The sequence below is a fragment of the Psychrobacter sp. PP-21 genome (assembly GCF_033790785.1).
GTDB lineage: Bacteria > Pseudomonadota > Gammaproteobacteria > Pseudomonadales > Moraxellaceae > Psychrobacter.
Window position 1 is genome coordinate 1 of the sequence record NZ_JAMYEB010000010.1, and the last position, 20,851, is coordinate 20,851.

General features: G+C 42.9%; 12 protein-coding genes and 1 tRNA gene. 6 read left to right on the forward strand and 7 right to left on the reverse strand.

The window, feature by feature from the left end; all coding sequences use genetic code 11:
* Window positions 1-121: 121 nt before the first annotated feature.
* The 4 genes from NJD71_RS09080 to NJD71_RS09095 form a co-directional block, all read right to left on the reverse strand.
* Window positions 122-580 carry an Arm DNA-binding domain-containing protein gene (locus NJD71_RS09080; RefSeq protein ID WP_319051649.1) on the reverse strand — a complete coding sequence of 153 codons (459 nt, stop codon included), beginning with the start codon at window positions 578-580 and terminating at the stop codon, window positions 122-124.
* Window positions 581-792: 212 nt separating this feature from the next.
* A tRNA-Arg gene (locus NJD71_RS09085) sits at window positions 793-868 on the reverse strand.
* Window positions 869-936: 68 nt separating this feature from the next.
* Entirely contained in the window at window positions 937-1,737 is an 801-nt protein-coding gene (locus tag NJD71_RS09090) for a hypothetical protein (protein ID WP_319051650.1), read from the reverse strand.
* 75 nt (window positions 1,738-1,812) lie between these two features.
* On the reverse strand, window positions 1,813-2,340 hold the full coding sequence (locus NJD71_RS09095; protein WP_319051651.1) for a hypothetical protein: 528 nt from the start codon (window positions 2,338-2,340) through the stop codon (window positions 1,813-1,815).
* Between the two features lie 489 nt (window positions 2,341-2,829).
* On the opposite strand from NJD71_RS09095, the gene NJD71_RS09100 reads away from it, so the two are divergent.
* The 3 genes from NJD71_RS09100 (at window position 2,830) to recD (ending at window position 14,165) form a co-directional block, all read left to right on the forward strand.
* The gene (locus NJD71_RS09100; RefSeq protein ID WP_319051652.1) at window positions 2,830-7,332 is read left to right on the forward strand and encodes an exodeoxyribonuclease V subunit gamma; all 4,503 of its coding nucleotides are present in this window, start codon (window positions 2,830-2,832) and stop codon (window positions 7,330-7,332) included.
* 61 nt (window positions 7,333-7,393) lie between these two features.
* The gene (locus tag NJD71_RS09105; protein WP_319051653.1) at window positions 7,394-11,902 is read left to right on the forward strand and encodes a UvrD-helicase domain-containing protein; all 4,509 of its coding nucleotides are present in this window, start codon (window positions 7,394-7,396) and stop codon (window positions 11,900-11,902) included.
* A gap of 70 nt (window positions 11,903-11,972) precedes the next feature.
* A complete protein-coding gene (recD, locus tag NJD71_RS09110; RefSeq protein WP_319051654.1) occupies window positions 11,973-14,165 on the forward strand; it encodes an exodeoxyribonuclease V subunit alpha in 2,193 nt (730 codons plus the stop codon).
* Between the two features lie 92 nt (window positions 14,166-14,257).
* Here recD and NJD71_RS09115 read toward each other — a convergent pair whose 3' ends face one another.
* Both NJD71_RS09115 and NJD71_RS09120 read right to left on the reverse strand, forming a co-directional pair.
* Window positions 14,258-14,821, reverse strand: a complete 564-nt coding sequence (locus tag NJD71_RS09115; RefSeq protein WP_319051655.1) for a hypoxanthine-guanine phosphoribosyltransferase — start codon at window positions 14,819-14,821, stop codon at window positions 14,258-14,260.
* 102 nt (window positions 14,822-14,923) lie between these two features.
* Window positions 14,924-15,592, reverse strand: coding sequence for a hypothetical protein (locus NJD71_RS09120; protein WP_319051656.1), 669 nt, complete (start codon window positions 15,590-15,592; stop codon window positions 14,924-14,926).
* A gap of 298 nt (window positions 15,593-15,890) precedes the next feature.
* Here NJD71_RS09120 and NJD71_RS09125 point away from each other — a divergent pair, with 298 nt between their 5' ends.
* The 3 genes from NJD71_RS09125 (at window position 15,891) to NJD71_RS09135 (ending at window position 19,078) form a co-directional block, all read left to right on the forward strand.
* The gene (locus NJD71_RS09125; protein ID WP_319051657.1) at window positions 15,891-17,573 is read left to right on the forward strand and encodes a carbon starvation CstA family protein; all 1,683 of its coding nucleotides are present in this window, start codon (window positions 15,891-15,893) and stop codon (window positions 17,571-17,573) included.
* A gap of 115 nt (window positions 17,574-17,688) precedes the next feature.
* The gene (locus NJD71_RS09130) at window positions 17,689-17,982 is read left to right on the forward strand and encodes a cory-CC-star protein (protein ID WP_319051658.1); all 294 of its coding nucleotides are present in this window, start codon (window positions 17,689-17,691) and stop codon (window positions 17,980-17,982) included.
* A 52-nt stretch (window positions 17,983-18,034) separates the two neighbouring features.
* Window positions 18,035-19,078 (forward strand): ArsA family ATPase, encoded by a 1,044-nt coding sequence (locus NJD71_RS09135; protein ID WP_319051659.1) that lies wholly within the window; start codon window positions 18,035-18,037, stop codon window positions 19,076-19,078.
* A 48-nt stretch (window positions 19,079-19,126) separates the two neighbouring features.
* Here the strand turns inward: NJD71_RS09135 and NJD71_RS09140 are convergent, their stop codons facing one another.
* Entirely contained in the window at window positions 19,127-20,803 is a 1,677-nt protein-coding gene (locus tag NJD71_RS09140) for a DUF3482 domain-containing protein (protein ID WP_319051660.1), read from the reverse strand.
* Window positions 20,804-20,851 lie beyond the last annotated feature (48 nt).

Below are 20,851 nucleotides of genomic sequence, written 5' to 3' on the forward strand. Positions count from 1 at the left end.
AAATCCCATCGAGAAAAAGTGGGCTCAAGTGAAGTTTTTACGCCAAGGTTGGATGGAAAATGACTTATCTAAATTGTTTTATGATATTCATCCAAAACATAACTCTTTTGTAGTGCAGTGACTATAGATAGTTGTGAAGTTTTTGAATATTCTTCTTAGAGGTAGTGGTAGATTTTTCGTCAATATAGCTCTTAGCAATAATTTTAAATAAGTCCTTCTGCTCATAGTTATTTTTATCATTATTTTTATGTTCAGTAGGATCAATATTATCAGCCAGTAATGCTTGAGCTTTATCACGTACCAGCCGAGCCTCTTTTAGTGACACCTCTGGTTTAAATGTAGAGCCAATGATTTGCTTGGCAGATTTATAAATACCAATCTGATAAGTTTTTTGCTTTGGCTTAAAATCTTTAGGGGATTGATAGCGATAAGTCACCTGCCAAAACAACGAGCCATTGGGATGTTGTATGAGATATAAATTGTTGCCATCACCATGGCGCGTAACTTTGGTGGGTGTGGACTGTTTGGCGATTGCTTTCACACCAGCGTCAGTTAATCGATAGTCTTGTCTTCTCGTCATGGCTTATACCTCAAAGCGCTCAGAGGTTTAACAACAACCTCACTGCATAATTAACAACAGAAAATGACGTTGTATATTATTTAACAACTTATTTAACAACATTGTAGAGGTGCTAGCAGGTAATAACAAGTAATCAATAAAGACAACTATGTATATGTATAAGGGGTTTGGAGGGTTTGAGGTAATGCGAGGTTATGTCTAAATACAATGATTGGTGCGCCCACCAAGACTCGAACTCGGATCGATCGCTTAGGAGGCAACTGCTCTATCCTGTTGAGCTATAGGCGCATTATGGAGTGACATTGTAGAAAAAAGCAGTCGTAAAAGCAATCAGCAAAAAGGTAAATACAAATAATTTATTGCGATTCGCTATTACCAAGCGCATCAGCGACATTTACTGGGTTATTACCGGATGCCTTGCTCGCCTGTGAAGAGGGTTCAAATAAGTCATTTACACTGTTCTCATAGCCATTGATATTATAGTACTCGTATTTTTCTAATATAGTTTGACCGGCACTTGAGAGTAAAAAGTTACGGAAACTAACGGCAACAGGATTATCGGTCAAAACCACACCTTCAAGCGCTTGATCATCTTTTAGAGCGTAATTAAAAGAGGTTAGTGTGCGTGCTTCTTTGTTGGTGCTATTGGGAGTAATGTCATCATTATCAGTCTTATCGTCATCCGTATTGCTATTGACCGAGTTAGCACCTGTTTGATTTTGATTACTACTGTGTTGAGTGGCTTTTAGCTTCTCTTGTAGGGGCGAGAGACGCTCTTTGGACAGCTCGTTATTGGCAATAATAATATCTGTGTCAGAGATCAGATCAGAGCGTTCGTCGTTCGATATCGTTAGTAACGTATTAGCAGGAATATAATTCGCCAAAACTTGTATATGAGGATAGCGAGACTCAAAGCTCACAATAACGTCATCTATCGGTACTTGTAGGCTTTGTTCTGCACGAATAGAAAGCGTACTATCAGGGGAGGTGTCCGTGCTTTCTTCGTTTGCGGCAGGTGCAGGTTGCGTCTCACTGGTTATGATAGGCAGCGGGTCTGTATTTTTGTGATTACTGGTCCACAACCAAGTAAGGAGAGCGATAAAAATTGCTACCAGCAGGGAAATTAGTCCAACCAGTAGCAGTTTGTAGTCTTTCATATATTACTGCTCTCTATCTATTAATGGGTTCGTCTTAAAAGTTGTATCAGTCACTATATAGGATATAGCGTTTCTTTAAAGCTTGTGATCCATGACTTCATCAGTTAGCTGTGCCAACATATCCGCAAACACGTCCTTTTCTATGGCAGATGATTCTAACGATTCATTGTGTTTATTGCTATCATTGTCATTAGTATTGAAATTAGAGGGTTGAACGCTTGCATCAATAAACTCATTAGCAGTTGTTCTTTCATAGCCCACTGCTTGATGGGCTGCTAATGGTGACTGACCTGCTGTCAGTCTGTCTTTCAACCATTTAAAGCCATGTGTCTCCCACCACAACTCAAAACGCGATAACGTGCTACCACGCACTGCAGCAGGTAAATCTAATGTGCGTAGTTTTTGTGCCAGTATAGGGTCGCTAATAGCTTGGTGAATACTAAGATATAGTGAGCGACTGTCATCAACATACGGGCGCCTGTTTTGCCATGATCTGTCATCGATTTTCATACGTGGTAGGCACCAAAGCTCACCACGATAATAAACAACGTACAAACGCTGCTTAGGATGGACAAAAATAGCATCAATAGGACGTAATGGCATAATATTCAATAACCCCGTAAAAGTGTCGTCTTAATATAGGGTGTAACAGCTGATTCGAAAAAGCCACGCCCTTCATCTTTTCATAATCAAAACACTTGTAACTATGTGTGTGATCAATGCGACAATAGATGTCGCAAGGTATTATAATACTGGTATTTATACTAGCAAACGATAACCATCAATGGCACACTGATATATAGAGTGATTTTTTATCTTCTCAATATTTATTACTATCGTTACCAATGCGCTTGGGTCATATATATAATGACTTTTGCTCATTGTGACCAGCATAACGACCCATATACTAGCAGAAATGCCATGCAGTAACGACTACCAAACATGCATTGATGAGTGTTGTTTTCAGCGCTGTCCATGCAGTGGCTGATTACTGACATGAGTCTTTTACTAGTATGTTTTAGCCTGTCAGTCACAATAAACAGCCTTTCTTAACATTCATATTCTACGCCTACTTTAATCAGATTATTGTCTATGTTTACCATCATTCAGTCGCACCGTACCGAAAACCTTGTCGATCAACTACTTGAACAATACCAGTCAAAAAGCCAGCATGTTTTTGAGCCCTTTATTGTTATTGTGCCCTCGATGGTATTGGGTGATTGGTTGGATAAAACAATTGCTAGCCGCGCGGGGATTAGTACGTTGGTGCGTACTAAGTTTTGGGGTCAGTATCAATGGACACTCATGCAAGATGTGCTCACCCGGCACAATGCCTATTTGTTAGAAGCAGATCCTGAAGCGGCTACATTGAATGTGCCTGAAGTTGCTGTGTTGTCACCAACGGTGATGCAGTGGCGCCTGTTTGGTTATCTCACTTACTATCAAGAGTTGATTGTTAAGGATGACACCCACCCAGTACATCCGCTATTGGCATCCTTGATTGATGAGCCGCAAGTAGCAACGACGCAAGAGGGCGTACAACAAGATAAGGCGCAGCAAGACGCTCGTATTTGGCAGCTGGCAAGTGATTTAGCAAGAGTGTTCAACCGTTACTTGACCCACCGTGAGGACTGGCTTGCGCTATGGTCACATAATATGCCGCTCAATGTAGACGCATTGATAGCAGATAAAGATGCGTTATCACTACGCTTTGATCAGTACGCACGCGGCACACCGGAGTGGTTGGTGGCGCATTATGTAGAGCTTGAGGCAGCGCAGCGATTCTTATGGTCGCATCTGTTTGCCGACGTGCATCAACACCGTGTAAGCATCGAAAACACTTTTTGGTCAGCTCTAGAAAATAATAACGCGAATGAGCGTGCTCAGTTGCCCAAAGTATTGCGTATTTTTACTATTCAGCAACTGCCGCAAACCGAGCTTGATTTTTTGCAGCAGTTGTCCAAATATATGAAGATCACGCTATTACACTATAATCCTTCTAAGCTATTCTGGGCAGATATTGTTGATAAGTCTTGGCTACAGCGCCAGCAAATCATCAATCCCGAAAGCGTATTTTTACGTGATTATGGGCATAGTTTACTGTCTCGTTTGGGTAAGCAGTCTCGTGATACTTTTGCTATGCTTGCCAATTTATCAGGTAACGAACAATATCAAGATGATTTAGTAGAGTGGCATGATAGTTTTGATGATGATCTGAGCCGTATCAGTGATGAGAGTGAGCACAGCATGGCTGATTCTGGTCGCTCTCAAGCCATGCAAAATAGCCAAAGTTTATTGCGACGTTTGCAAAATGACGTATTGATGCTTGATGAGCAATCGACCCAGCAAGCTGCGGCAACAACAGTCTCTCAAGCCGTAAATGAGCAAATAGTGTTGGGCGCTGAGCCAGAGTCGCCATGGTATGACGATGACGTACTAGAAAACAAGCGTTTTGAAAAGGATCGTTTGTGGGCAATCTCTGCTCAAGACAATAGCCTAAGCATTCACTCCTGTCACAATTTGCAGCGTCAGCTTGAAGTACTACGTATTATGATTGGCCGTTGGCTCAATGAACCTATTAAAACTGGTGAGAAAAAACGCCATATATCAGATATCGTGGTGTTATTGCCAGATGTTGAGCGTCATCATGCGCTGATTGGCTCTATTTTTGTTAGTGGTAAGGGCCAAGATGGCTTAACCTTACCTGCGAAGGTGACGGGCGTTGTCGATGCTGATATTCGCCAGTTATGGGAAGCGATCATCGGGTTTTATAAGCTACTAGGCAGTCATAGTGCCCGTTTTGAAGCAGCTGAAGTTTTAGACTGGCTGATGCTACCGCCCTTATTTGAGAGTTTTGGGTTGACCCGTGAACAGATGAGCCGTGGCTGCGATTTGCTGCTAGAAGCAGGCTTTGTTCGTGGTTTTGATGAGCGTCATCTAAAACAAACTTTAGATATCAACGACTATGATTATCGCTTTAGTTTTGCCCAAGCATTAGATAGGTTAACCTTGGGTCTTGTGATGCCAGAAGCAAATCTCAGCGACTGCCTATACCCTTTAGAGGAGAGTGAGTGGCCAGGTACTGCTGTGCCCGAGATGAGCTTGCCACTGGCACAGGTTAGCCTAAATGACGCCATGATTGTAGAAGCGCTTTGCCGTATATATACAGGCTTGGTGGCAAGGCGTGATGATCATACACAAAAAATGAAGGCAGAAGATTGGTTAGATCAGATTGAGTCGCAGGTGATCCACCGCTACTTTGGTGATGTCGATCAAACGCGTACGACGCGTGCCATCTACAATGCAATGAATGGTTTTAAATCAAGCTTACGTGCCAATCGTCACTATAGACAGTACTCTAGTGGTGATATCGACAACAGAGAAGTGGAGCAAAAGCTGGCAGGCGTTGAGCAGCTGCCACTAAAGCTGAGCTTTATGCTAGACAGTATCGAAGCAGAACTTGAGAGTCAGCAGGTCAGTGCGGAGCCTACGGGTGTGATTACTTTTGGGCGATTTGGGGCGCTTAGGAACGTGCCTTTTGAGCTGGTGGTGATGCTCAATATGGACCTCTCTGAGTTTCCTGGGCGTGATCGTGACAACCGGTATGATTTGATGAAAGCGACCAATTCACGTCGCGGTGACAGAGTCAGCGAAGATGACGACAATGGGGCATTTTTGGATGCGCTACTGTGCGCTCGCAGTGCATGCTGGATGTTCTACAATGGCCAAAGCTTGACCGATACCCATGAACATCTACCTGCCAACCCAGTAAGTGAGTTGCTACAGTTTTTACAAGGTGAGGTACAGTGGCAGGTGAACTCACTTGAGACGTTGTCTGAGGATGTCGATCCAACGACAGAAAGCCTTAAACGTTATCTACCAAAGCTCATCAAACAGTGGCTGGTTACTGAGCATCCAGCACTGCCTTTTCATAAGAGCTTATTTGAAACAGATATTGAACATCCCCCTGTGCAAAATATTGATACCTATAGTGTCAACATTGACCCAAGCAATCCCGCTGATGATGTTCAGAATAGCAGTCCTGCCGCTGCGGCCGATGAGCTAGACGATCTACTAAATAAAGCCATGCGAAGCACCAAGCTGGCCCAGAAAAAACAATTCCCACCTGCGCCACTGTGGCACGCTGTGTTTGAGACATTACAAAAGAGAGACTCCAGCAAATACCCACAACTGGTTGGCTTACCTACAAAAGCACAGTATGAATCAATAGCTAAGCTGCTTGGTCGTAGTATGGGTCAGCTTGGACAGATAGATGACCAAACCATGTCTACATTGGTTGATATGCTGGGGCTAGATACACTTTTAGGTAATAGCGATACTGACAGTATGGCTAGAGCAGTGCTTATCCCAGCAGTATCCGATAGCGTATTCAACATCGGTGAGATCGATGTTGAAGGTATGTTGATATATCAAGTACGCCATCCCGCCAAAGCTTTTTTGCGCACCCAAAAGGTACATGTGGTGCAGGGTGAGGATGCATTAGCACATCAGGAACCGCTATTTTTGGACAGCTTAACGACTTATCAGATTAAAGAGTATTTAATCAACAAGCTGGCGGATGATAAGCGTACTGATAGCACTGCTTCGAAAAATATCTCAACCTTGATGTATCAAAAAATCATACCAGCAGGGGTAGCACGCCAAACCACCCTACCTAACCAACAACAAAAGCTGCAGCAGCAGTGCATAGAGTTTGAAGAGCAATTAATTGCTAATGGATTTGTTGATAGTAGCCTGCTAAGTGAAGGCGTAGCAGACAATACTACAGGCCTACAGTTACTAACGCCCACCGCTGAACATCCTATTCAGGTGGCGCTGCCAACGATCTTGAATGGTACTGATAACGAGATACTGTGCAAGCTATTACCCGAAAAGGTTAAGATTAAAGGGGTAGTGCCGATATTACAATCAAAATCAGAATTACAGGCACTAGCGTCACCAGACTCTATAGATACTCATAATAGTAGCGCTGCTGTTGAGACAGCGACGGCCTATGCTGAGCAATCACCCAAGCAGTGGTTGAATATACTGCCCAATTCTGCCAGTCCAAAACACTTACTCAAATTTTGGCTGTCGCATTTATATTGGCAGGTTGCCAGACGGACCACTGCTGAGCAGATAGCTTTAGATGACGGCGTGAGTATTTGGCGCTTTAATAAACCCAGCTCACAGGTAAGTGCCTATAAAGATTTCATCGCATTTAAACTAAGCCCCATCGTCTATGAAGATGCAGTGATAGAACTGATAAAGTGGACGATTTTTGGCAACCTATCGGGCCAAGTTCCCATGACATTATTGCCTGAATATGCATTAAGTTATCTGGCTAAGTGCTCCAAATCGCAAGAAGATGATAATGAAAACGACAGCTATTGGCCAAAACGAGCAGACTTCTCAGATTGGCTAAGACCGGGCTATCACTCAGACATGGTATACGACACTTGCTCTCAGCATGCCATTTGGCAATATGTACTGCGTGATCAAGATGCCTTTAGATCATTATCAGCATCATTAACTACTTTGGCGCAGCCATTGTATGCGCCGATGTTTACGGCACTAAAAGGATTGGATAACTAGTGCTTAGTGTCTTTTTTTATTCTTTTGATCTCATTAATAATAATTAAAAGTATGCGCTTATATGACAGATTTTACTGACACAACCGAAATTATTGAACCTTCTGTACAACCAAATTTATTTGACGATCATCCAGATGTTTTGGGTGACTCAGGGGCTATAGCTGAAGAAAAAGAAGAAATAGTACCAGCGGTTGCGGTTGCATTGACGGGTCAGCATCTTATCGAAGCCTCAGCGGGCACAGGTAAAACGTGGACGCTGACAGGCATTGTACTGCGTTTATTGATCGAAGCGCGGCGTGCGCCAGAGCAAATCATTGCCACAACCTTTACTCGAGCCGCCGCTGCCGAGATGCGTCAGCGCATTCACGACCGTCTGGTAGAGTTCTATCAGCTATTACAGTGGGTCAACAACCTGAGTGCAGATATCAATAACAAAGATAACTTATATCCCAACCTATTGCAGGTACTACCTGATAGTGGCGATAACAATAACAACAAGGATAAGCCAACAAGCAACGACTCAAGTATCGAATCAAATACCGAAATAGATGTTGATGAGTTTAATCAAGATATTGACCATGACAATAAATATGCTCAGCAGGCGGCCCGAGAAAAGCGCGCACAAGTCAAAAAATACCGTGAAGAATGGTTAATAGAGCAAGCCAAACACGTACGCCTAAATGACATTATGCAAGACCCTGTGAATCTGCACTTGGTCGGTTATTTGCTCGATCATGTGTATAGCTATCCTATGGCAGAGGCGATACGGCGCACCGCATTAGTATTAACGACATTGGATAAGCTATTTGTCGGGACACTTGATAGTTTGGCGCAAAAGTGGCTGATCGAGTACAGTAGTGAGACAGGTCATCAGCAAGGTATGGCAATTATTGAAGACAGCAGTATTGAGCTGGTTACTGACAGTATTATTCATGATGAGCTGCGTCAGTTTCAAAGCCGTTTGTATCATGAGCAGCCCAAACTATATGCGCTTATGGATCAGCAAGGTAAGCTGACAGCAGTAGGTGATCATAAAAAATTCGTTTCTCGCTCGCTGAAATTTATTACTGCGCCGATTGATGAGATAACACTAGAGCAAGGTTTTGATTTTGATGCGTATGAAAAGCTGATTCATGATTTTGCCCAGTTAGATCTAGCAGATATTCAGCCCTATCTAAATTCTGATTACAGAAAGTCTCAAGGGTTTCGTGGAAACTCTAATTTAACCAATCATTTCGATGCTCTTGTCGATGTTCATCAAAAGGTAGGGCAATATCAGCTGACATTTAGCAGCTACTTGAATGAGCGTGAAAGAAAGATATTGACGTCTTTGCAGGATGCCAGATATCCAAATGAAGATGGCAAAATTAAAAACTTTAATAAGAATAGGGAGAAAGAGCATCAGTCCCTTTTTGAGTTAGAGACCATTAGTACATTGATGGCGCTCTTAGATATAGTTGAAGGGTTAAATCAGCATGTTTTATTGGTTTTAGCCAACCTCAACCGCCATATCGTGCTTGCGGTACGCAATAGACTGCCAGTTATTTTAGAAGAGCGAGGAGAGACCACATTTAGTCTACAAATGGTGCGCTTAAACCAAGCATTAACAGGTCGACAAGGCGATAAGCTGGCGCGTTATATACGTCATCATTACCCCATTGCATTAATTGATGAGTCGCAAGATATCAATGGCGAGCAAGCCACTATGATTGAGAGCATCTATTTGCCAAAGCGTAATGGCAAACAGTCGGATAATGACAAGCAATCGACTACCAAAAAATCCAGTCATGAGTTTTTACTACTGGTTGGTGACCCAAAGCAAGCGATCTATGGGTTCCGTGGTGGAGATGTGACCAATTATAACTATATGAAAGCGCAGTTTGACAAAAGTACCATTTGGACACTCAACACTAACCGGCGCTCCACCCTCAGTTTGATTAACGCACTCAACTGCTGGTTTGGTATACCTACAGCAACAACTGCTGAGAACAAGCTGGCGCAGCTAGGCAGTGGTATTTATTATCAGCACAGCAAAGCCGCAAAAAAGCAGAGTGAATTGTCTTGGTTTAAGAATTCAGACGAAAAAGATAGTGGTTTGATGACAGAGGTACTCTCTACTCAGCCAGTGAGTGTACTACACTTGCCTAATGGAAAAGATAGCGAGCTTGACTATGATGAGTATGAAATCACCGCACGTCATATTGCTAGCTTGCTCAGTAGTGGTCAGGCATTAAACGATCAGCCGATTCAGCCCAGTGATATTGGGGTGCTAGCCCGTACCAAAAAAGATCTAAAACAGGTTGAAGATGAGCTAGTCAAACTGGGCGTACCCACCTTGACCACCAGCGACGTCAGCATCTTTGAAACGATCATGGCAGAAGATATCGCAGCGCTACTTAGTGCCATGCTATACCCGTATCGTCATGACATGATTAATCGAGTGTTGACCAGCCATCTGTACGGACTGAGCATCAAAGATGTCCAAGCTATGATGATGGATCATGAATCAGGTGTGGTTGAGAGTGATGACAGACTTAATAGTATCAATCCAAATAGTAGCGATGTTCAAAATATAGAATATAAAAAGAGCTATCAGGATTTTATTACGTATCTAAAGGAAGGGGCACAGCGTTGGCAGCACTTTGGTATCTTGTCAGCGCTGCACTATTTATTGGATAGAAGCCCCATACAGTCACAAGGCGTTTGGCAAGCTCTAGCCGCTCATCCAGAAGGTGATCGACATATCATGGATTTACGCCATGTGATGGATGTATTGGCACAGTATGGCTTAGGCATGGGTGAGCATGAGCTGCTGGCTTGGTTTAGGCAACACATAGAGACCGCACCCAATAGTGATTGGGCGAAGCAGTATCCGCTACCGACAGAGTCTGGCGTGCAGCTCATGACTATTCATAAGTCAAAAGGGCTTGAGTTCCCCATAGTCTATGTACTGGGTATGGGAGACGCCAGTAGGAAGTCAGGCAATAATGAGAAGCATGGTCTATATCTATATAATGCCCAGCAATCGCCTTCAGCGTTAGTACAGCAATCCACAGAAGGTCAGTCAATGGGTAATCAGCGCCGTTTTTCTGCGTTACAAGGATCTGCCACTAAAGATGCTTACTTCACTGATATCGAGACAAATGAAGGTTTTGATGAGCTACGCCGACTTGGTTATGTGGCATTTACGCGGGCTAGTGAGCAACTTTATGTGGTGTTGCGAGATCCTAGTAATAAGACAGGGTTTGAGCTAAAACCAGTATTTTATTGGTTTGACTCTCCAGACGCAAAATTTGAATTACCTGATAGGCTAAAAGGCACGATAGGTATGCTTAGAGGGCATAATATCAATGAGTTCTATAATAGTCATTATGCTAAAACAGTAATGTCAACAGATAACGAACTTACCATAGAACCCACGACAGAAGCGATTGAGTATGCCGCCTTCACTGATGTCATGAAAACGAGCTATTTTTATGGTTGGGCGAAGACCAGCTTTACGGCGTTAGCTCGTCAGCTAGACGAATCAACACAAACAATGGCTGTTGTTGATGAGCGTATTGATGATGCGATAGACATTGATATGGCAGACACTGCTAGATCGGCTGAGTCTTATCTTCATAGTAGCCTTGATAGTAATGCGTCTCTCGAAAAAATTGATGAGATGAGTCCCAAGTCAGAAGACGATATTCGCTTTACCTTCATAAAAGGCGCTAATGCAGGTACGTTTTTGCATGAGATATTTGAAAAAATTGACTTCACTAACAAACCGCAGTGGTCTGGTGTGATCGATAGAGCCGTCAGTAGTTATCAGCTACCGCTGGTGTATAGCAGTGCTGAATATCAAAGCCGTAGAGCACAAGGCAACCGAGAAGAGAGTTCTGTCTTATTTAACGCTGATGCAATAGATACGACAAAGCATGAAGCGTTGATTACTTGGATTGAAGAGGTGCTGTGTACTCCGTTGCTAGCGTCCAATCAGCCACTTTATTCTCTCAACGAAGAGCAACGCTTTGCTGAATTAGAGTTCAATATGGGGCTGTCAGAGCGCTTTAAAGCAGAAGATATCAGTCAGTTATTTCAACAGTATCTACCTGATGAGACAGACAAGCATGTCAATCTCGTGCCGCAAAATAGGCCGCACTTGTATCGTTACTTACGCGGTGAGATTGACTTGGTTTATGAGCATGCTGGCAAGTATTATGTGGTCGATTATAAGAGTAATTTTTTAGGGAATAGCCTAAGCGATTATAATGAAAGTACACTCAAAAAAGCCATGTCTAAAGCAGGCTACTGGCTACAAGCAGCGATTTACCAAGTAGCATTACATCGATTCCTTTCAATGAGAATCGCTGATTATGCGGGTAATGAGGACAAGTATTTGGGAGCGGTAGAGTATGTATTCCTACGAGGGGTATATAACCCCAACGATCAAGCAGCTGCTACCGTGTCGCAAGAGGCTAATGAAATGAGCGAATCGCCTTACAACGGTCGCTATGGGCTTGTGACTTGGGATATTCCAATTGATTTTATCAAAGGTCTAGATGCATTGTTTGGTATGCCTGACTAGTGGGTTCTGTACAACGATTTGATACCCAAAAACATTATATTGATTCACCAGATCATCACAGAGACATATCATGAGTAACAAGAGCAACAATAAAAGCAAAGCGGCAGTTGACCTGCAGGAAAGTTGGGCCAGTACTATTAGTGACTATATTCTACTACGCCGCGGACAAACCTACTCAGCTTATCAGGCGACAGACTTAGAAGCGAATACTGGCAGCAGCCTAACCGATGATCAAACCGACAAGTTAGAAGACAGCTACTTATTTACTGCTTTGTTTATGATGCTAGCAACTCATTTAGAGGAGGGGCATACTGTATTGACTATCACCGCTACTGAGCACGAAGTACCGTTACAAGGTCAAATTAACCATGAAGTAGTCACGCTATATGGCTGGCAGCAACAGCTATTAGAAATGCTAGCTATGCCACTCTTTGTTCTGATAGATGATGTACAGGCAAGTGATGACGCTGGCGACGAAATGTCCTTGTTTGATTTATTAGATACTTTATTTAGTAAGCGAGATCAACTTTGGATACAGCTCGCGCTCAGTAATTATGAAAAGGACATGCTAAACAAGCGTTTTGATGCGATTACTATGCTATATCAAGTACTAAGAGATACGGATTTAGTTTATTTCATGCATTTAATCGATGTTCATGCTTTATTCGGAGAGGTTCAAACTAGTGGCAATAATAATAAAAATAGCCTAAGCAATAGAAATAAACCTATTATATACGAAGAGACCCACAACAAAAATGCAGGAAAGTCTATAACTTTTTGGCTTCATCGTGCATGGCAAGCTGAATTTAATTTAGCAAAAAATATCAACAATATTTTGAATCAAAAAGTAAGCCCTCTACAAATAGCAATACCTCAGAGTCTTCACGAAAATCAAATAAAGGCGATTAATGTCGCTAACAATAACGCGTTTAGTATTATTACAGGTGGCCCAGGGACGGGCAAGACATATACTGTGGCTCAGCTAGTGATCGCCCTACAACAGGCTTCAGAGGGTAAGGGTACTGAAGAGAATATTAAATTCAGTACAGATAGTGCCAGTTTAGCGTTAGCAGCACCAACTGGGAAAGCAGCGCAGCGTATGCAAGAGTCTCTACAAGCGGCTCTAGATGCAGCAGATGTAAAGCTGCAATTGCAAGAAGCGAAAACGATTCATCGTTTATTAGGTATTGGTCGAACGGGTAGTCCACGCTATGGTGCTGATAATCCACTGGGCGAAGATATCATTATCGTTGACGAGGCATCAATGTTAGGGGTTGAGCTTGCAAATTATCTTGTCAGTGCGGTAAAACCAAGCGCAAGACTTATATTATTAGGAGACGCCAATCAACTAGCAGCAGTCGATGCAGGAGCAGTATTGGCAGACCTGTGCCGCATTCCATTACTACAACCTATACATGCGGAGTTAACTGAAAGTCGCCGATTTAGTGCCGATTCAGGTATCGGTAGATTAGCTTACGAAATCAACAATACAAAAGCAGACACAAAAGCAATTTGGCAACTCCTAAAAAATGATAACGCATTGAACTTTCAACATATAAATATGATCCAGACAGAAGACTCTAAAGGTAACAAACTAAAAAATAGCCTAAGCAGTGAAAAAAATATCTTAGAAGTCACGGCACATTATAAGAACTATCTAAACAAGATAGAGGATCTTTTAAGAATCCCAATAGAAAAATCTGTGCCACATTCGGTAAAAACTACAGTCGCATCACTAACAGAAACCTTCAACGAATTTAGAATTTTGAGTGCTGGTCATAGTGGAGAATGGGGCGATCATTATATTAATAATTATCTTACCCAGTGGCATCTGACTGAGCTAAAACTACCACTCGGTCAAAACACATGGTTTCATGGTCGCCCAATCATGGTGCTACAGAACAATTATGAGTTAGGACTATTTAATGGTGATATTGGGTTTTGTTTACAAACCTCAGATGATAAGAGTAGGTTGGAAGTGTTTTTTGAAAATAAGACGCAAGGGATTGCGGTCAACTTACTGAATGAGGAACTGATTGCTACGGCATATGCAATGACTATCCATAAGTCACAGGGGTCTGAGTTCGATCATGTGGCAATTACTTTTGACAACAGCCATACTAGATTACTGAGCAAAGAGCTTATTTATACAGCAGTCACACGTGCCAAGAAAAAGGTGACGATATATAGCACCAAACATGCTTTTGAAATAGCAGTTAAGACACCAACGGAGCGTCATACTGGCTTAGCCTTGCAGTTTTAGCTATTGTAGTATTTATTCTGTTTTTCATACAATAAAAAAGCATCCAACTTGGATGCTTTTTTATGATTGACACATTTCAAAGAGTATAAGGCTTACACTTTATCTTCTTTGATAGCATAAATACCGGGTAGGTGACGCAAGTAACCGTGGAAATCCATACCACAGCCATATACATAGCGATCCGCCACGTTGATACCTACAAAATCAACATCAAAATCTGCAACTTTACGCTCGTGTTCTTTGTTTAATAGTACACAGCACTCAAGCGATAAAGGTTTTTCTTTACTTAGCTCTTCGACAACAGCTTTTAGGGTAATACCTTCGTCAAAAATATCATCAATCAACAATACGTGCTCGCCTTCAATGCTCACGTCAGGCTTGAATTTCCAGTCGAGGTCATTAGTACCTTCGTTGTCACGATAACGCGTCGCATGGATATAGTGCATACGATGATAGAACGTCAGGTGGGTAAGTAACTGGCCAGCTGGAATCAATCCGCCATTCATAACAACCATTACAATTGGGTTCAGACCAGCGTAGTGTAGATTAAGCTGAGCGGCTAGGCGCTCATAAGCAGCGGCTACTTCGATACTGCTGATAAGGCACTCTGAGTTGCGTAATGTTTTTTCGATTTCTTGGTTACTGATTTGGGTCATCGGGTGCGCCTTTGGTAAAAAGTGCCGCTTATTTTAGCAAATTTTAGTGAATTTGCCCAACGTCATAAAGCGTTTAGGACAAAATTAATCTAACTTTTGGGGTTATTCTGGCTTTTCTACAATAAATGGGCGGTAATAATTTGCTAAACGGTTAAGCGAGTCATTGGGTAAGTCGGGTAATAGCTTATTGAGGGCCATATTCATACCCTTATCAATTGCAGATTTAGCAACCGGTACTGACTTACGCTTGATCATACCGAGCTTCAAGGTTTCCGCATAGCGAGTTACAAAATGAGTTAGCGTGGCGTCGTTCATCGTTTCTAGTGCTGTCTTGAACTTGGCTCTATCGACGTGCTCCGGTGTGATAGCAGCAAACCCTTCGACAATGGTTTTTGCATTTGCTTCAGACAGCTTGAATCCTACTCGTTTGGTGCCTTCATTATCGATAAATGTCGCATGATCTCTCAAAAAATGAAAGCTCGGTAATACTTCTTCGTTATTTTCCTTACCCAATAAGATATTAATTAGGGTATCGGTCGTACTCTCAATCGTTCCAACGATTTTACGCATAGAAGCTTGACGCTCAGGGTTTGGAATAATCTCTACCAAACCAATTAACAAATTGTCCGTCAAGTCACGAGCAGTCTGGTGTGTAAGCGCATCGCGGTAAGGATAGTATTCCACGTGTTCATCTGAAGCAACGACTTGTTCGGCCTCACTGATTAATGCTTTTAATTTATCTGAAGGGTGGAATCCAAAATAATGTGCCATTGCGCTTCCTTTATTTGTTGTTTTTCATCTCTTACATACGTTACATTTGTCGTGAAATCGGTTACTATTCAACCAGAATTTTAAATAAAGACTCACCACACTATATGCTACTTAGTGACGTGCTCTAATTGTAAAATGCAAGATTGTACTGATATTTGTCTTTCAACATTCCTACGATTTATCCAACTATGGGTGAGATGAGTCACTCACCGCACACTAATTTAGCATATTTTTTATATTTTGATTTAAAAAGCTTGAACTTATACGGCTACCTACTACTTGTCTAGGGAGAGATGAGATGAATAGTGCTATTGTACTTCTATTCGGCGTTGCTGCCATGCTGTGCGGCTACGTGTTTTACTCAAAATTCATTGCTACTAAGATATTGGCATTGGATAACAGCCGTCCCACGCCAGCACACACTATGAAAGATGGGGTCGATTATGTCCCCACCAACAAGTATGTGCTTTGGGGACATCATTTTACATCGGTGGCAGGTGCTGCACCGATTATCGGTCCTGCGATTGCTGTTATTTGGGGCTGGGTACCTGCCGTTATTTGGGTAGTATTTGGCACCATTTTTATGGCTGGTGTACATGATATGTCAGCCATTTGGGCAAGTATGCGCAATAGAGGCCAGTCGATTGGCTCTATTGCTGGTACTGTCATGGGCACGCGTGTCCGTAGTCTGATGATGGTTGTGATTTTCTTGCTATTGCTGATGGTTAATGCCGTATTTGGTGTGGCTATTGCAAACATGATGATCAAAACCCCATCTGCTGTACTGCCAGTTTGGGGAGCCTTGGTAGTTGCGCTTATCATTGGCCAGTGTATTTATCGCTACAAGATGAATCTCGTTTGGGTATCTATCATTGGTGTTAGTGCACTATATGGCCTTATCTATCTTGGCCCTATGTTCCCGATTGTATTGCCTGAGACGGTCTTTGGACTGCCTGATAATGCGGTTTGGATTATTATTTTGTTCAGCTATGCAGCTATCGCCTCGTTGCTACCTGTATGGATGCTGCTTCAGCCTCGTGATTACATCAACGGATTGCAGTTGTTTGTCGGTTTGATTCTGTTATATGCTGCTATTTTTATTGGTAAGCCAGACATCGTGGCACCAGCAATAAATACAACATTGCCTGTTGATACACCGTCACTTATGCCGCTATTGTTTGTGACCATTGCTTGTGGTGCGATATCTGGGTTCCACGGTCTGGTTGCGACAGGGACGACATCTAAGCAGATTGATAAAGAAGAAGACGCGCGTTTTGTTGGTTATTTTGGCGCATTAGGCGAGGGCATGTTGGCGCTTGGCGCAATTTTAGCAGCAACAGCAGGCTTTGCGACACTTGGAGATTGGCAAGCGGTCTATCAAAAATTTGGTGATGGTTCTATCGGTGCCTTTATTGATGGCGGTGCGACTATTTTGAATGCTGGTGTTGGTATCGATATGGTGTTATCACAGACGATGCTTACAGTTATGGCAGCATTGTTTGCAGGTACCACCATGGATACTGGCGTACGCTTACAACGTTATATTTTCCAAGAGTTTGGCGAGTTTTATAATTTACCAATACTGAATAAAAGCGTCGTGGCAACGTTACTTGCTGTTGGCAGCTGTTTGCTATTAGCCTTTGGTGCTGGTGGTATTGATGGTGCTGGTGGTATGATTATTTGGCCATTATTTGGTACAACTAACCAGCTCATGGCAGCATTGACCTTAATGATTGTAACGGTCATTTTGCTACGCAAAGGTAAGCCAGTTTGGTACACCTTAGCGCCGTTATCATTCCTGTTGGTCATGACTGTCTTTGCACTACTGATTCAGTTAAAAACCTTCTTCACAGATGGAAATTGGCTGCTGATCATCATGGATATCATTATCTTGATCGCTACAGTCTTAGTGACGTTCGAGAGTCTATCCGTACTACGTAAAGAGTGGTCAATACATAAAGGTAAAGGCGGAGAGGTTTAAGCTTTTAGTTGTCTAACATGTTTACCAAACAAAAACGCTAGCAGCAATTGCTGGCGTTTTTTGTATCATATAGGCATGATAGATAACAATAAATAAGAAAAGGGGTGAGTGTATTATGGAAAATAAAAATATTTTAGCAGACACCAAAAGCGCCCAACCATGGTGGCAACGGTTTGCTGCTGGTCTAAATGAGTTTTATCATGCGCCTTATCGACAGACAATGGCACGAGCTGCCCGTGATGAGGAGGATTTTTTTATGCTACTCATGTTTGCTGAGAGTTTGGGCATCGATAATCCCGCCAGCTTTTATACGTTAGAGTTGCAGCCATTATTTTTAGAGAACTTTCATGAGTGGCATACGCGTATGGGCATGGATAGATGTCCATTTGATCATGTTGGTTGTTGCTAGGGGTTTGGTAGCTAGAGAAAAATAAAAACAGTTTGAAAAATGAGATAGAGATATGGCATTACATCACTTACATGGATTCGTAGAACAGCTAACGACACAGCCGATTATATTTATCGGGGGCAAGGGCGGTGTAGGAAAAACCACCACTGCGGCTGCACTTGCCAGCTATTACGCAAGCCAACAGCAAAAAACCTTAATTGTTTCAACCGATCCTGCACACAGTTTGGGTGATGTCCTAAATACCCGTTTAAAGAACGAGAAAACAGTCATCTCTCCCTACCTAGATGCCATCGAGCTAGACCCTGATATTATCGTTGACGAGCACTTTGCCCAAGTTGAACATACGATTAAGTCCTATGCCAATCCAGATATGATGCCCAAAATTCGTGAGCATTTGAGACTATCAAAGTCAGCACCTGGTGCCCAGGAAGCAGCGATGCTTGAATCAATGTGTCAGCATTTGGTTGCAGCCGCGAGTGCAGGTTATGAACATATTATCTTTGATACTGCACCTACGGGACATACCTTAAGATTATTGGTACTACCAGAGATGATGGGAGCATGGACAGATGGTCTACTAGCGCAGCAGCGTAGACAAGCCAAACTGCGCTCAGTGGCGACGCATTTGGACAGTCATAATCAGAAAAGTAATCAAAAGAGCCATCAAACCGACTCCCTTACAAAAGAAGTGCCAAATCCATTTGCAGCAAAAAAAACTGATCGCTGGGAGCAAGCGGTATCGGTATTAGAGAAGCGCAAGCAATTATTTCGACAGGCAGGGTTACTACTACATGACCGCACCCAAACCGCAATTGTATTGGTTATGACTGCGGATGTTCTGCCATTGGCAGAGACTAAGCGAGCTATTGAGCAACTAGAAGAGAGTAAGCTCACACCAGCAGCGATAGTTATTAACCAGCTGATAACGCTCACTCAATCGGATGAGTTTTGGCGCCGCCGTGCAGAGCGCCAACAGCAGTTAATGCAGGATATTGAAAAGAATTTTTCCAAGTATCCCTTGTATCCGATTTATCTACAGCAAACAGACGTACGCGGCACCGAGGCATTAAGTGCTTTATTGGAGGCAAAAAACTAGCGGCACAAAACTAATGTAGCCCTATTAGGTTTTGCTTACTGTATATGGTTACGATTCGCGCTTATATGATTGCAGCTTACCTGACAGCGACCATGCCATGTCTGTACGTAGCAACTGCGCTTGTTCGGACTTGCCACTGCTAAGCGATGACCATTGCGGTTTGCCGCGAGCTTTTTTTAGCTCGCTTGGCAATTTGTGTGTGGGCCATACGGTAATAGATTGAACCTCTTCATTATCGTCATCATTATTTAATGATGTCTCAAGGCTATCTTTTTCGCCTTTGTATAACAGTTGAGTGGCGTCTGTCGCAGCATGACCGCGATGACGCAAGGCAGTGAGTAAGTCTATCGCTCGCGTAGCAAGCAATGTCAATGTCGCAGGATCGATATATAAGCGTTTTACTCCTGTGATTCTATCAGCAATACTACTGGTATTAGACAGTAACCCGCCTGCGATACCGCCAATTGCAGCACCTAAACCCAATGTCGTGCCAAGCGCCGCTGCATCAATACCCAACCCCAGTAGCGCACCCGCTGCGGCACCAGACGTGGTGCGGATACCATAGCTTTTGAGCAATTCAGGATCGAATGGGTCTTGTTGGTAGGCTTGCAGTTCAAGTGGGGTTACCGCCACAGCATTATCATAGAATTTATAAAGATTAAGAAGGTTGTGCTGCATCGCACGCTCACTTTGTCTGACCGCTTCTTGCATTTGTGCCAATATAGGCATCGGGTCATCATCTTCATTGATCTCACGTACGAATGCAGCGACATTCAATAAAAAATCCGCAATGATGATATTGGCTTCATCATACAGCTGTGCCCAGTCCTCAGTCCGGCGCTGCATCAATTGCTCAAGCATCTCAGAGTGGGTGAGCATGGTAGCAAGATTGGTCCATAAACGCATCTCGTCCTCAAACTCAAACGCAACGGAATCAAAACGTGTAGAGATATGTAGATTGCGTCTTGCCAGCATGGTCTGCCAGTCATCGATATTGGCATCCTGACTGTCAGTAAAATTAAAAACGGGCATGACAGGAATAGCCGCCCAAGATAAAATAGCCAGCTCGTCTTTATATTTACCCAATACAGGCTCGCGCGCATCTACCACATATATGGCCATATCACTTGCTAGCAGCTGACGAATCACCTTGGCTTCTTGGCTATAATCATAGGACAAGTCATAGCTGTCTGCACCTTGAGCAACATCGGCAGCCAAAAATTGCTGCAAACGCTCAATACCATCACGGCGACTGGCGGTATTATCCTCCAACCAGTCCATCAGTCCTGATGCATCCTCTAGACCTGGCGTGTCGTACAATGCTACCAGTATCTCCCCCGTTTTACTGTCTGTCAGGCTGGCTTGTTCCACATGGCGTGTGGTTGCTGCTTCGTTTTTGACCTCACCAAAATACACATCTCGCAATAAGGTACGCAGTATGGACGTTTTACCGGTATTGGTATGACCAACCACTGCTAATTTTAGTGCTTCGCCACTGGCAATGGTTTTCTTTGTCGTATTTTTGGTTGCAGTTGGCGCTGCTGATTCATTTGATACCGGTTGATTGTCATCAGTCAGCTTTGGCTGATCGATTGCCGCTTGCAAGCTATTGGGGCTACTATTGAGATTGTCGTAGTTATTTGAGTCACGAGGCAACGCCTTATCTGCAAAGAGACCAACAGGCTTATGGTTTTCGTGATCATCTTTTTTATTATCATTATTCATAATTGCGTCTTATCATTATTGATGACTAAAATAGCCATATATAGTAAA

Coding starts and splice junctions, on each gene's coding strand:
- NJD71_RS09080 (WP_319051649.1), bottom strand. CDS start 580: ATGACGAGAAGACAAGACTATCGATTAACTGACGCTGGTGTGAAAGCA.
- NJD71_RS09090 (WP_319051650.1), bottom strand. CDS start 1,737: ATGAAAGACTACAAACTGCTACTGGTTGGACTAATTTCCCTGCTGGTA.
- NJD71_RS09095 (WP_319051651.1), bottom strand. CDS start 2,340: ATGCCATTACGTCCTATTGATGCTATTTTTGTCCATCCTAAGCAGCGT.
- NJD71_RS09100 (WP_319051652.1), top strand. CDS start 2,830: ATGTTTACCATCATTCAGTCGCACCGTACCGAAAACCTTGTCGATCAA.
- NJD71_RS09105 (WP_319051653.1), top strand. CDS start 7,394: ATGACAGATTTTACTGACACAACCGAAATTATTGAACCTTCTGTACAA.
- recD (WP_319051654.1), top strand. CDS start 11,973: ATGAGTAACAAGAGCAACAATAAAAGCAAAGCGGCAGTTGACCTGCAG.
- NJD71_RS09115 (WP_319051655.1), bottom strand. CDS start 14,821: ATGACCCAAATCAGTAACCAAGAAATCGAAAAAACATTACGCAACTCA.
- NJD71_RS09120 (WP_319051656.1), bottom strand. CDS start 15,592: ATGGCACATTATTTTGGATTCCACCCTTCAGATAAATTAAAAGCATTA.
- NJD71_RS09125 (WP_319051657.1), top strand. CDS start 15,891: ATGAATAGTGCTATTGTACTTCTATTCGGCGTTGCTGCCATGCTGTGC.
- NJD71_RS09130 (WP_319051658.1), top strand. CDS start 17,689: ATGGAAAATAAAAATATTTTAGCAGACACCAAAAGCGCCCAACCATGG.
- NJD71_RS09135 (WP_319051659.1), top strand. CDS start 18,035: ATGGCATTACATCACTTACATGGATTCGTAGAACAGCTAACGACACAG.
- NJD71_RS09140 (WP_319051660.1), bottom strand. CDS start 20,803: ATGAATAATGATAATAAAAAAGATGATCACGAAAACCATAAGCCTGTT.